The organism is Nonomuraea sp. JJY05 (assembly GCF_043496855.1).
Taxonomy (GTDB): Bacteria; Actinomycetota; Actinomycetes; order Streptosporangiales; family Streptosporangiaceae; genus Nonomuraea.
The window spans coordinates 145,101-157,617 of record NZ_JBIEIS010000026.1; the positions used below are offsets into that span (position 1 = coordinate 145,101).

General features: G+C 70.6%; 11 protein-coding genes. 3 read left to right on the forward strand and 8 right to left on the reverse strand.

Translation table 11 applies throughout. From position 1 onward, the window contains the following. Position 1: 1 nt before the first annotated feature. Positions 2-1,345 (reverse strand): cytochrome P450, encoded by a 1,344-nt coding sequence (locus ACFKCF_RS35640; protein WP_394499686.1) that lies wholly within the window; start codon positions 1,343-1,345, stop codon positions 2-4. A gap of 217 nt (positions 1,346-1,562) precedes the next feature. Between ACFKCF_RS35640 and ACFKCF_RS35645 the strand changes: the two genes are divergently transcribed. Further along, positions 1,563-2,495, forward strand: a complete 933-nt coding sequence (locus ACFKCF_RS35645; RefSeq protein WP_394499687.1) for an acyl-CoA desaturase — start codon at positions 1,563-1,565, stop codon at positions 2,493-2,495. A gap of 10 nt (positions 2,496-2,505) precedes the next feature. On the opposite strand, the gene ACFKCF_RS35650 is transcribed toward ACFKCF_RS35645, so the two are convergent. The 5 genes from ACFKCF_RS35650 to ACFKCF_RS35670 are packed head-to-tail and all read right to left on the reverse strand — an operon-like array spanning position 2,506 to position 9,184. Beyond that, positions 2,506-3,987: an alpha-N-arabinofuranosidase gene (locus tag ACFKCF_RS35650; RefSeq protein ID WP_394499688.1), complete on the reverse strand. Its 1,482-nt coding sequence runs from the start codon at positions 3,985-3,987 to the stop codon at positions 2,506-2,508. 3 nt (positions 3,988-3,990) lie between these two features. Continuing rightward, the gene (locus ACFKCF_RS35655) at positions 3,991-6,114 is read right to left on the reverse strand and encodes a family 43 glycosylhydrolase (RefSeq protein WP_394499689.1); all 2,124 of its coding nucleotides are present in this window, start codon (positions 6,112-6,114) and stop codon (positions 3,991-3,993) included. Positions 6,115-6,117: 3 nt separating this feature from the next. After that, a complete protein-coding gene (locus tag ACFKCF_RS35660; protein WP_394499690.1) occupies positions 6,118-6,927 on the reverse strand; it encodes a carbohydrate ABC transporter permease in 810 nt (269 codons plus the stop codon). Further along, a complete protein-coding gene (locus ACFKCF_RS35665) occupies positions 6,924-7,856 on the reverse strand; it encodes a carbohydrate ABC transporter permease (protein WP_394499691.1) in 933 nt (310 codons plus the stop codon). The genes ACFKCF_RS35660 and ACFKCF_RS35665 overlap by 4 nt, the downstream gene beginning before the upstream one ends. Further along, positions 7,856-9,184, reverse strand: coding sequence for an ABC transporter substrate-binding protein (locus ACFKCF_RS35670; protein ID WP_394499692.1), 1,329 nt, complete (start codon positions 9,182-9,184; stop codon positions 7,856-7,858). Before ACFKCF_RS35670 ends, ACFKCF_RS35665 begins: the two co-directional genes overlap by 1 nt. Before the next feature lie 125 nt (positions 9,185-9,309). Between ACFKCF_RS35670 and ACFKCF_RS35675 the strand changes: the two genes are divergently transcribed. After that, entirely contained in the window at positions 9,310-10,350 is a 1,041-nt protein-coding gene (locus tag ACFKCF_RS35675; protein WP_394499693.1) for a LacI family DNA-binding transcriptional regulator, read from the forward strand. Positions 10,351-10,498: 148 nt separating this feature from the next. Here the strand turns inward: ACFKCF_RS35675 and ACFKCF_RS35680 are convergent, their stop codons facing one another. Continuing rightward, entirely contained in the window at positions 10,499-10,744 is a 246-nt protein-coding gene (locus ACFKCF_RS35680; RefSeq protein WP_394499694.1) for a cyclophilin-like fold protein, read from the reverse strand. Positions 10,745-10,916: 172 nt separating this feature from the next. On the opposite strand from ACFKCF_RS35680, the gene ACFKCF_RS35685 reads away from it, so the two are divergent. Next, positions 10,917-11,531 (forward strand): MBL fold metallo-hydrolase, encoded by a 615-nt coding sequence (locus ACFKCF_RS35685; protein ID WP_394499695.1) that lies wholly within the window; start codon positions 10,917-10,919, stop codon positions 11,529-11,531. 56 nt (positions 11,532-11,587) lie between these two features. Here the strand turns inward: ACFKCF_RS35685 and ACFKCF_RS35690 are convergent, their stop codons facing one another. Beyond that, positions 11,588-12,460 (reverse strand): alpha/beta fold hydrolase, encoded by an 873-nt coding sequence (locus ACFKCF_RS35690; protein ID WP_394499696.1) that lies wholly within the window; start codon positions 12,458-12,460, stop codon positions 11,588-11,590. Positions 12,461-12,517: the final 57 nt, after the last annotated feature.

Here is a 12,517-nt window from a genome sequence, read left to right on the forward strand (position 1 = left end):
GTCAGCCTTCCCGCCCGTCGATGCCCAGCCGCCCCTCGGCGCCGAGCCTATCGGCGGCGACCCGCCCCTCGGTGCCGAGCCCGAGGGTGAAGGTGTCGGGGAAGATCCCGAGGGTCCGCTCGACGCGGCCCGCCGGTGGCGGGAGCGGACGCACGCCGGGACGCAGCAGCAGGCGGCGTACGGTCTCGGCGATCACCACGCCGCCCACGTGCACGCCGAGGCAGGCGTGATGGCCGGAGCCGAAGAACAGCTGATGGTGGCGAGGGCGGCCGAGGCGGAACTCGTCGTGCTCCGGCACCACGTCCCCGTCGAACATGGCGGAGGCCGGCGCCGCGAGCACGAACGTGCCCGCGGGGATCACCGTGCCGCGCGGGGTGCCGGCGGCCAGGACATGGTCGCGCTCGCACAGCCGGGGAAGCAGCTTGAAGAACGGGCTGAACCGCAGCGCCTCCCAGACGTACGGATCGAACCGTTCGGGGTCTCCGGCGACGGCCACGGCCTCCGCGAGCACCCGAGGGCGCAGCAGGAGCTGCTCCACCGCCTCGACCATGGCCCCCGGCGCGCTCTCCACGAAGCCCAGCGGCAGCCCGGCCATGTTGATCACGATGCGGTCGTCGGTCACGCCGGGCAGGGAGGAGCGGACGAGGCGGGCGAAGACGTCGTCGGGGAGGTCCCGTCCGGCCCGCAGCGTGGCCCGGTGCCCGGCGAGGCGGTCTCGCAGGTATCCGACCAGCTCAGCGCCCGCTGTGACGGACGCGGCCTGGATCTGCGGATCTCCGAGGAAGTTGGCGAAGCCGTCGGCGACGATGGCCCGCGTCCACCGGCCCAGGGTCTGCGGATCGGGGCCGGGAACGCCGAAATACCGCGCGCACACGCCGAGGGCGACAGGGCGGAACAGCCCGTTGACCGCTTCGAGGCGTCCGTCGGGCCAGGCGGCGTCGAGCAGTTCGTCGGCGAGGCGGCCGGCCAGCTCGCGCACGCCGGCCGCGTCCCGCGGGTCGAGCATGAGCTGCATCAGGCCCTTTTCCCGCCAGTTCATCGGCGTGGCGTCCCTGCCCAGCATGAACGGGGCGCCCAGCGCGGCGTCGAGGCGCGGACCGAAGGCCCGTACCGAGAAGACCTGCTCGTGGGCGAGCACTTCGGTGACGTCGGCGAAGCGGGTCACGACCGTGAAGGCGGGTGTGACGAAGATGGGGCGCCGCTCGCGCAACTCGGCGAACAGGCTCCGCCAGTCGGTACGCATCCACTCCCGGACCAGGCTGAAGGCGGACATCGGGTCCCGCGCCAGCGCCTCGTCGTATCTCTCCAGATGGCCGCCCGTGGTCGCCTGATCGACAGCACCCATTCCGTGGACCTTCCGCCTGATGCCGGAGCGCACAACGATGATCACGCTGTGCAATCACAATCTAGGGAGGTGTCACGCCTTTTCCTCATGACGACGGAGTGCATTGTTTTGCTTCCTCATGGTAATCACCCCGTCACTGTCGGGACATTGCCGCACTCCATGGGCTTGGCCGTTGAATGAGGAGCCCGATCGTCCTGTACCGCTCATGGGAGGAAACGTGACGTCACCCATGCCGCAGCCGGGCACGGCGGAGACGGTGACGCTCACCACCGGCCGCCGCACCGCCTATCTGGTCGTCCTGGTCGTCCTGCCCGTGTTGCTGCCGGCCCTCGCGGTGCCGGCCGCCTGGGGCTGGGGCATCGGCCCCCGCGACCTGGTCATCGCGGTCGCGATGTACCTGGTGAGCATCTTCGGGATCGCCATCGGCTACCACCGCCTCTTCACTCACCGCGCCTTCAAGGCCAACCGGGCGCTACGGATCGCGCTCATGCTGGCCGGCGGCATGGCCGTCGAGGGCCCTCTCACGCTGTGGGCCGCCGAGCACCGCCGCCACCACAAGTACGCCGACCGCGAAGGTGACCCGCACTCGCCGTGGCGCTACGGCGACAGCGGCCTGGCGCTGCTGCGCGGCATGCTGCACGCCCACATCGGCTGGTTCTACACGGCCCAGCAACGCTCCAGCCGCCGGCATTGGGTGCCGGACCTGCTGGCCGACCCGGACGTGCGGCGTTTCGACGCCGCCTATCCGGCGGTCGTTCTCCTGTCGTTCGTGCTCCCGGCGGCCGCCGGCGGGCTGTGGTCGATGTCGTGGCCGGGCGTGTGGAGCGCGCTGCTGTGGGGCGGTCTGGTCCGCTACGCCGTCGTGCACCACGTCACCTGGTCGGTGAACTCGATCGCCCACACCTTCGGCGACCGCCCGTTCCGCACCCAAGACCGTTCGTCCAACGTGTGGTGGGTGGCGATGCTGACGCTTGGCGAAGGCTGGCACAACTGGCACCATGTGGAGCCGACCTGCGCCCGGCACGGCGTGCTCAAGGGCCAGCTCGACCCCAGCGCGCGGCTGATCCGCTGGTTCGAGCGGGCGGGGTGGGCCCACGGCGTACGCTGGCCGAACCCCGACCGTCTGACGACCCATCGCATCCCCGACTGAGGGCCGGGAATCATGGCTGATCGGGCATGTTTTCGCACTCCGCAAGAATCATCGTCCACGAGGCGGCGGGCAGCCGCGCCGTCAGCCGGTCACCGTCAGCCTGCACGGTCAGCGGCTGCGGAAGGGCTTCCACCCGGTGCGGGTCGTCCCCGGCGGCGATCACCGAGGCCGACACCGGCCTGACCGCCGCCGGGAGCCGGGCGGTGAGGTCGAGGTCCTGGTCGGGCGACCGGTTGACGGCGAGCAGCGCCACCCGGGACCCGTCGACGGTGGCCACCGCCGACAGCGCGGGCGCCTCGCCGTACCGTCCGGTCTCCAGGAGCGGGCCGGACGGCTCCACCCGCAGCACGGTGCCGCGCGCGTGCCGGGCCGTCAGGGCGAACGGGTGGAAGATCGTCTGACGCCAGGCCGGGCCGCCGGGCTCGGTCCTGATCGGCGCGATGATGTTGGCGAGCTGCGCCTGGCAGGCGATGCTCACCCGGTCGGCGTGCCGCAGCAGCGTGATCAGGAAATCCCCCACCACCACGGCGTCGGCGGCGGTGAAGGTGTCCTCGATCAGCTCCGGCGCCTCCTGGAACGGCGAGCGCTCGCGCCCGGTGAACCGGCTCTGGTTCCAGACGTTCCACTCGTCGAAGGACAGGTTGATCTTCTTCTTGCGCCGGAGCTTCGCCCCGATGTGGTCGGCCGTGGCCACGATGGCCGAGATGTAGCGGTCCATGTCCACGGCGCTGCAGAGGAAGCCGGGCAGGTCGCCGTTCTCCTCGTAGTAGTTGTGCAGCGACAGGTAGTCGACCGCGTCGTAGGCGTGTTCGAGCACGGTGGCCTCCCACGCGCCGAACGTCGGCATCCCGCTGTTGGAGCTGCCGCACAGCACCAGCTCGATGCCGGGGTCGACGAGCCGCATGGCCTTGGCGGTCTCGTTCGCGAGCCGTCCGTACTCGTGCGCGGTCTTGTGACCGATCTGCCAGGGTCCGTCCATCTCGTTGCCGAGACACCAGAGCCTGATCCCGTACGGGTCGGTCACTCCGTGTTTGACCCGCAGGTCCGACCACTGCGTACCCGAGGGGTGGTTGGCATATTCGAGCAGGTCACAGGCCTCCTGGATGCCCCGGGTGCCGAGGTTGACGGCCATCATCGGCTCCACCCCGGCGGCCCGGGTCCAGGTCATGAACTCGTTGAGCCCGAACGCGTTCGTCTCGATCTGCCGCCAGGCCAGGTCCAGCCGGGAGGGCCGGTCGGGGCCGACGCCGTCCTCCCAGCGGTAGCCGGAGACGAAGTTGCCTCCCGGGTAGCGGACCACGCTCACGCCCATCTCGCGGGTCAGCTCCAGCACGTCGGTGCGGAAGCCGTGGTCGTCCGCCGCCGGGTGGCCCGGTTCGTAGATGCCGGTGTAGACGCACCGGCCCATGTGCTCGACGAACGAGCCGAACAGGCGCCGGTTGACGGGGGCGATGCGGAAAGAGGGGTCAAGGGTCAGGTGTGCTTGCGGCACAGGTCAGGCTCCTCGGTAGACGCGTACATAGTCGAAGTCGGCGTTGACGGCCGGCTGGGCCCCTCCGTGGGCGACCAGGCCGACGCGCACGGCCGTGTCCTTGGGGAAGGTCCACACGCCGCCCCAGGTCCAGGTCTTGCCGTCGCGGCTGGATCCGGCGCGGAACTCGTGCTCCCCGTTGGCCGGGTCCACGTGGTGCGCCAGCCGCAGCCAGGTGGTCCTGGCGGGCGGGCCGACGATGTTGCCGCCGTAGGACAGGCGGCCGGCGAAGGCCAGCTCGCGGCCGTACTCGACCTGGCGGGTGTTCCAGATGGCGACCTGGGACAGGCGGGCGAAGTCGTCGTCGGAGGCGTAGGCGACCAGCCCGGCCTGCTGGTAGTTGCGTACGGCGTCCTCGCCCAGGTCGAGCGTGACCTTGGTCTCCACGACGTAGTCCCCCTTGGGGGCCTCGCGCAGCAGCGCCGACGCCTTGTTGCCGGTCCCGACCAGGTCGGCGCCCTGGACGGGCCAGCGCAGCACGCCCTCCGCGATCGTGGCCGCGGCGTCCTGCCGCACCCAGGTCCAGCGGGAGTCGAGCGGCCCGTCGAACTCGTCGGAGTCCAGCAGCCTGCCCGTACGCGGCGTCGGCGCCGCCTTGGTGACGGCCTTGAACAGCGGGGCGGCGGAGACGTTGTCGAAGTCGGCGCCCCCGTCGGAGACCAGCCCGATCGGGCCGTTCGCGCTGCCCGTGACGGTGAGGCTCGCCTGCGGGTCGCGGAGCCGGGCCTCGGTCACCTCGGCGGTGATCGTCCGTCCCTTGACGGTGACGGCCAGGTTGTGCCAGGTCGCGGCCCCTCCGGGGAGCGCCACCGTACGGGACGCGCCGCCCGAGGCAAGCGTCAACCCCTCGCGCGAAACGACCGCGGTCGTGCCGCCGATGCGGATCCCGGCGGACTTGTCCGTCCTGAGGTCGGTCTCGACGCGGATGTCCCCGCCGAGCGACCTGCGGCTGATGAGCGTGCCCTGGCCGCGGACATGTCCATCCTGTACGGTCCAGCCGGCCGTGTTCCGCCAGCCCGACAGGTCGCCCGCGAACCGATCGTCCACGACCCCGCGGGTCACCGGCGTCTCCCGCGACTGCTCGGAAGGCCCGGCCCCCGCACGCACGGCCGGCCAGCCGTCGATCCAGTCCAGCCGGTCCAGCAGCATGGGCCGCTCGTTGATCCCGTACGGCTCGTCCAGGAACGGGTCGCTTCGATCGATGGCGTGGTAGAGCATCCAGTCCTGACCGGAAAGGTCGGTGAGCTGGGCGTGGTGGCCGGTGCCGATGAAGCGGTTGCCGTTCTGGTCCAGGACAGGGGTGCCACCGGCACGCGAGGCCAGCAGCGGCACGCCCTCGCGGTCGACGAACGGTCCGCGCGGGCTGGTCGAGCGCCCGGCCAGCACCGAGTAGCCGGTGGTCGGCCCGGCGCAGCAGTTCGCCGAGGAGCCGAGCAGGTAGTAGTAGCCGTCGTGGCGCACCACGTACGCGCCCTCGAACTTGTTGTCGATCGCGACCTGCTGCGGCTGCCCGGTGGCGTGCAGCCCGTCGGCGGACAGCTCGGTCACCCACAGGCCGCCGAAGAACCCGCCGAAGTACAGGTACTTGCGCCCGTCCACGTCGGTGAACTGCGAGGGGTCGATCGTGTTCCAGAAGGAGTCGCCCGAGGGGCGCGGGGCGACGACCGGGGCGTCGATGTGCGTCCACGGCCCGGCCGGCGTGGGCGCCGTGGCGGCGCCGATCGAGTAGTCCCAGTTGGCGGGCGTGCCGGCGGTGTCGGTGACGGTGAAGTACATGACGTACCGGCCGTCGAGGTAACGGATGTCCGGTGCCCAGAACAGACTGCCCGGCGCCGCGTACGACGGCAGGTTGTCCGGCCCGAACGCGTCGCCCACGTAGGTCCAGTCGACCAGGTTGCTCGATCGGGCGATCGGCAGCCTGTGCAGGACCTTCTCGCCCTCGCGCAGCGGGTCCGACGTGCCGTAGGAGTACCAGTAGCCGTCCTGCCCGCGGATCACCGACGGGTCGGCGAACGTGTCGGAGAAGGAGCCGGACACCGGATTGGTGAAGAGGGAGAGGATCAGCGTGGCGATGACAGCCAAGTGCATGGGTCAGCCTTTCAGGCCGCTACGAGAGATGCCTTCGATGACGTACCGCTGGGTCAGACTGAAGAGGATCAGGACGGGGATGCCGGCCAGCACCGCGCCCGCCATGATCACCGGATAGTGGATCGTGTACGCGCCCTGCAGGATCGACAGGCCCGGCGGCAGCGTGAAGTACTCGGGGCTGAAGATCACGTAGATCGGCCAGATGAAGTCGTTCCAGTTGGACAGGAAGCTCAGCACGGCCAGCGTGGCCAGCGCGGGCCGCGACAGCGGCAGCGTGATCCGCCAGAAGACGTGCCAGTGGTTGGCGCCCTCCATCAGCGCGGCCTCGTCCAGCTCACGCGGCAGCCCGAGGAAGAACTGCCGCAGGAAGAACACCCCGAACGCGCCCGCCGCCCCCGGCACGATGAGCGCCGTCAGGCTGTCCAGCCAGCCGAGCCGGTCGACGATCAGGAACTGCGGGATGAGGAAGACGAACCCCGGCACCAGCAGCGTGCCGACGATCATCCCGAACATCAGCTTCTTGCCGCGGAACTCCAGCCGGGCCAGCGCGTACGCGGCCAGCGACGACACCGCGAGCACCAGCAGCATGTGCCCTGTGGCGGCGATGAGACTGTTGGCGAACCAGCGCAGCACCGGCGTGTCCGTGGTGCCCTGGAAGACCGTCCCGTACGCGGACGTCGTCGGCTCGGCGGGCAGCAGCGTGGGCGGCACCCGGGTGGCCTCGGTCTGCGTCTTGAACGACACGCCCAGGGCCCACACCAGCGGCCCCACGAACAGCACGGCGAGGGCCAGCAGGCCCGTGTAGCGCTTCATGACCGGGTCCTGAACAGCCGGAAGTTGGCCACGCTGACCAGGATCAGCAGCAGCGTGAGCAGGTAGCTCATGGCCGAGGCGCTGCCCATCTTGTACTCCCTGAGCCCCTGCTGGAGCATGTACATGATCGCGGTCCGCGTGCCACCGCCCGGCGCCCCCTGGGTCAGCAGGTACGACTGCCCGAACATGTTCGCCGAGGCCAGGATCGTCGTCGTCACCACGAACAGCGCGACGGGCCGCAGCCCCGGCAGCGTGACGTGGACGAACTCGCCCCACCGCCCCGCGCCGTCCACCTTCGCCGCGTCGTACAGCTCGCGCGGGATGTCCTGCATCCCGGCCAGGTAGATCACCGCGTTGAACCCGAGCGTCCACCAGACCGTCACCCCGACCAGCGCGATCCAGGCCCACGGCGTCGCGGTGGTCCAGGGGATCGGCGTGCCGAGTATCCAGTCGACCAGGCCGAGGTTCGGGTCGAGCAGCAGCCGCCACATCAGGCACACCACCGCCACGCCCAGCACGAACGGCGCGAAGAACAGCCCCCGGAACAGCGTCCTGCCCCGGAAGGGCCGGTTGAGCAGCAACGCCACCCCGAGCGGCAGCACGACCAGGAACGGCACGCTGAACACGGTGAAGATCCCGGTCGCCCGCATCGACATCCAGAAGTCGCCGTAGACGGGCGACTGGTCGTCGAACAGCGCCGTGTAGTTGTCCAGGCCGACGAACGGCTTGCCCTCGAGCATGTAGTCCCAGTCGTGCAGGCTCACCCAGATCCCGAACAGGGCCGGGGCCAGCACGAACACGGAGAACAGGATCAGGTACGGCGCCAGGAACAGGTACGGCGTCGCCTTGCCCGATCGGGGAACGCGCACGCCCCGCCCCGGCGTCTCCTCCGCCGCCTTCGCCTTCGCCTTCGCCGTGATCGTGACCATCAGGCGCCGTACTTCTTCCGGTTGGCCTCAAGGATCTTGTCGGCCTTGGCGGCGGCCTCCGTGAGCGCGTCCTTGGGGCTCTTCTTGAGCAGGATCGCCGCGTTGATCGCCTGGTCGACGACCGCGGAGGCGTCCCCGATGCCCGCCACCGACGGCAGGAAGTACAGGTAGTCGATCTGGGTGCCGATCGTGGCCTGCTCCTTCAGCGCCGCGAACTCCGCGCCGTCGCGGATCGACTTGCGTGCCGGCACCTGGCCGCCCTTGGCCCACTCCAGCGAGTGGCCGCTGATCCAGTTGATGAACACCTTGGCCGCGGTCAGCTTGTTCTGGTCGGGCGTGCGCTGCTTGAACACCACGAACTGGTGCGAGCCCGCCCACGCCGCCGGCTTCGACCCGATCTGCGGGAGCGGCGCGACGCCCCACTCCAGGTTCTTGATCTCCTTGAGCGTGTTGATGGACCAGATGCCGTTCCAGTTGAACGCGGCCTTGCCGTTCTGCAGGGCGATGAAGTCGGCGTCCTGGCCGACGTTCTTGGGGCTGTAGCCCTTGTTGACGAGGTCGACGAGCCAGGTCAGGGCCTGCACGCCGGGGTCCTCGGCGAAGCGCGAGACGCCGGCGTCGTCGGCGAAGAGCTGCCCGCCGTTCTGGTAGAGCAGCGTCCCGAACTGCATGCTTCCGGTGAACGGGAACGGCGTGGCCCAGTGCCCCTGGATGCCCGCCTTCTTCAGCGCCTCCAGCGCCGCCAGGTACTCCTCGCCGGTCTTGGGCGGCTGCTCCGGGTCGAGCCCGGCCTTCTTCATGACCGTCTTGTTGTAGAACATGCCGAGCGGGTGCACGTCGAGCGGGATCGAGTAGCGCGCGCCCTTGTAGACGCCGGCCTTCCAGACCGGCGGTGAGAAGTCCGCCTCGGTGAGGCTGAGCGCGTTGGCCACGTCGTCGAGGGGCAGAACCACCTGCCGGGCCGCGTTGGTGGCGACGCTGTCGACGTGCATGATGCCGAGGTCAGGGCCTTGGCCCGCGGAGACGGCCGCGGGGACCTTCGCGTAGTAGTCGGCCCACTGGTAGACGTTCATCGACACCTTGATGTTCTGGTGCTCGGCGTTGAACTGGTCCACCAGCTTCTTCATGACCGGGCCGTCGCCGCCGGTGAAGCCGTTCCAGAACTTCAGCGAGACCGAGGGACCGGTGTATTCGGTGGGCGCCGCCGTGGTGGCCGGCGCCTGCGCCTGCCTGGGACCGCCGCCTCCGCCGCAGCCCGCCGCGCCGATGGCCAGCGCGCCGAGGCCCAGGCCCAGTGCGTGCCGTCTGGAGAGGTTGTCGAGGGACATGCCAGATCACTCCTGCCCGTGGGGGTTACGGACGTTCTACATCGTTGGTTCCAACGTTGTAAATTGCCTGGCGCCAGTTCGTTACATCGTTGTAAACGAGGTAGGGTGCCGATGGCGAAGGGGGCATGGTGCGGCCGAGGCTGAAGGACGTCGCCGAGCTGGCCGGGGTGTCGATCAAGACCGTGTCCAATGTGGTCAACGACTATCCCCATGTCAGTGGCGAGACACGCGCCCGGGTGGAGGCGGCGATAGCCGAGCTCTCCTACCGGCCGAACCTGTCGGCGCGCAGCCTGCGCGCGGGCCGCTCCGGCGTGGTCGCGCTGGCGGTGCCCGACCTGGACAACCCCTACTTCGCCGAACTGGCCACGAACGTCATCGAGGCGGCCGACCGGCGAGGCTGGACCGTCCTCATCGACCAGACCCAGGGCGACCGGGCCAAGGAACGCGTGGTGATCTCCGGGATCCGCGCCCATCTCATCGACGGGCTGCTGTTCAGCCCGCTCGCGCTCACGGGCAAGGACCTGGCCGGGCGCGACGACCATACGCCTATGGTGCTGCTCGGGGAACGCGTCGGGACGGGCCGCTCGCCGTACGATCACGTCGGCATCGACAACGTGGCCGCCGCGCGGGCGGCCACCCTGCACCTGGCCGAGCGCGGCAGGCGCAGGATCGCCGCCGTCGGCGTGCAGCGCACGGCGGCCGCCGCGACGGGCCGCCTGCGGCTGAAGGGCTACCAGCAGGCGCTCGCCGAGGCCGGCCTCCCCGCCGACCCGTCACTGGTCGCGCCGGTCGCACGCTGGGGGCGCGCCGACGGAGCCGAGGCCATGAGCCGCCTGCTCGACTCCGGCGCGCCGGACGCGGTCTTCTGCTTCAACGACACGCTCGCGCTGGGCGCCCTGCGGACGCTGCTCAAGCGGGGGTACGAGGTGCCGGGCGACGTGATGGTGATGGGGTTCGACGACATCCAGGACGGCCGGTTCGCCACGCCCACCCTGTCGACCGTGGCGCCCGACAAGGCGCTGATCGCGCAGTCGGCGGTGGACCTGCTGGCCGAGCGGCTGAGCGGCGGGACGGACAAGGCGCACGAGGTGTGCGTGCCACATCGACTGGCGTTTCGGGAGAGCACCGATCCGCCCGGGAAAGGGCGCTCGCGGGCGCTCGGCTAGAACAGCCCTCGGCACCTGCAACGCCACCGCCGAGCACCTCAGTCGTGGGCGGGCACGGCTGCGGCGGATCCGGGGCCGGCCGCGGCGGCCGGCTCGATCCGGACTGTGACCCGCCTGCCCGCCTCGGCGAGCCTTTCCAGGCCGGTCTTCACGACGCCGAGGCGGACCAGGCCCGGATCAGGCACCGTCCGAGATCGTCGTAGTAGACGGCGACCAACGCGCTCGAGGGCCAGAAGTAGACCTCACCCGGGGCGGGGTCGTGGACCGGCGTGCCGCCGTCGGCCGTGAGCGCGCGCGGCAGCGGCCCCGCCTTCGCCTGCCCCCACGCGTCCGTCAGCTGCACGGTCAACGGCAGCATCGCGGCGAACTGCCGCGCGGGCGGGGTGTCGGTCAAGGTCGCGGGTCCGGACGGCGAGGGTCAGCGCCGCGTCCCCGGGCTACGCCGCAGCGGACCCCGGCCGGTGAATGCCGGCCAGGGCCGTCGTGGTGGGATGTCGGCCGGCCGTCAGGGGCGGGCGAGGATCAGGTTGGCGTCGACGCCTCAGGCCGGTCGATAGGGTGATCCGGTGAGACTGACGCATTTCGGGCACGCCTGCGTACGCGTCCAGGACGGCGATCGCGTGCTGGTGATCGACCCGGGCACCTTCTCCGACGCGGAGGCGGCGCTGGCCGGAGCCACGGCCGTGCTCGTCTCCCACGAGCACCCCGACCACGCCGACATCGAGGCGCTGAAGGCCGCCCGGGCAAGCAACCCCGCGCTGACCGTCCACACCCACGCGGCGCTGGCCGCCGAGCTCGGCGAGGGAACGGTCGCGGTCGCCGCGGGCGAGACCTTCACCGCCGCCGGCTTCACCGTGAAGGCCGTGGGCGGCGTGCACGCCGAGGTCATCGACGGACTGCCCGGCTGCCCGAACCTCGGGTTCATCGTGGACGGCCTCTACCACCCGGGAGACTCCCTGTTCGTCCCCACCGACGAGGTCGAGACCCTGCTGGTCCCGGCGGCCGGTCCCTGGGTGAAGATCAGCGAGTCCATCGCCTTCGTCCGAGGCGTCCGGCCGGCCCGCGCGTTCCCGATCCACGACATCCAGCTCAGCAAGATCGGCCTGGAGTACTTCGACGCCTGGCTTGAGGAGGAGACCGACTACGCACGCATCCCTGTGGGCGATTCAGTCGATCTCTAGACCGATGCGGAACGAATCCGGCGCTGACGAGGCTGAGCGCCTGCTCCCACCCCGGTTCAGGCGAGGAAGTCGAGCAGATGCCGGGCTGTCTCGTCGGGTGCCTCCTCGGGAAGGAAGTGCCCGGACTTGACCGGGCCGCCGCGCACGTCGCCGGCCCAGGCCTGCCAGACTCTGAGCGGCTCGTACCACTCGGCGACCGGTCCGGCCGCGCTCCACAGCGCGAGGGTGGGGCAGGCGATGCGCCGCCGGCCGCGGTCGGCCTGGTCATGCTCGTAGTCGAGCGTCGCGGCGGCGCGGTACTCCTCGCAGATGGCGTGCACGGTGGCGGGATCGGCGAACTGGGCGGTGTAGGCGGCCCGCACCTCGGGGGGAAAGGCATCCGGCGCGTGCGACCAGGAGTCGAGCATGTGGTCCACGAGGAGGGAGGGCGCTGCCGCGATCAGCCGCTCGGGCAGCGGCTCCGGCGCCGCCAGGAAGGACCATACCCAGTAGCCTAGGGCGAAGTTCATGTCCGCACGGTCGAAGGCGTCCCCGGTGGGCACGATGTCGAGCACGGCCAGCCGGGTGATGGCCTCGGGGTGGTCGAGCGCCATCCGGTACGCGCAGCGCGCGCCACGATCGTGCCCCGCCACGGCGAACCGTTCGAACCCCAGCGCGTGCATGACCTCGACCTGGTCGCGGGCGATCGCGCGCATGCTGTACGGGGCGTGGTCGGGCGCGCTCGGCGGCGTGCCGCTGGCGCCGAAGCCACGCAGGTCGGTGGCGATCACGGTGAAGCGCTCGGCCAGCCGCGGCGCCACCCGATGCCACATGAGGTGCGTCTCGGGGATGCCGTGCAACAGGAGGACGGGCGGCCCCGCCCCACCACGGCGCCCGTGAATGGTCGTATCGGACGTGGCGATGTCGAACTCATCGAACCCTTCCAACACGCCGGTCAGTCTTCCACACGGGTACGACAGATCGCCGTCGCCGGACCACACACCTCG

Coding starts and splice junctions, on each gene's coding strand:
- ACFKCF_RS35640 (WP_394499686.1), bottom strand. CDS start 1,345: ATGGGTGCTGTCGATCAGGCGACCACGGGCGGCCATCTGGAGAGATAC.
- ACFKCF_RS35670 (WP_394499692.1), bottom strand. CDS start 9,184: ATGTCCCTCGACAACCTCTCCAGACGGCACGCACTGGGCCTGGGCCTC.
- ACFKCF_RS35660 (WP_394499690.1), bottom strand. CDS start 6,927: ATGAAGCGCTACACGGGCCTGCTGGCCCTCGCCGTGCTGTTCGTGGGG.
- ACFKCF_RS35665 (WP_394499691.1), bottom strand. CDS start 7,856: ATGGTCACGATCACGGCGAAGGCGAAGGCGAAGGCGGCGGAGGAGACG.
- ACFKCF_RS35675 (WP_394499693.1), top strand. CDS start 9,310: ATGGTGCGGCCGAGGCTGAAGGACGTCGCCGAGCTGGCCGGGGTGTCG.
- ACFKCF_RS35655 (WP_394499689.1), bottom strand. CDS start 6,114: ATGCACTTGGCTGTCATCGCCACGCTGATCCTCTCCCTCTTCACCAAT.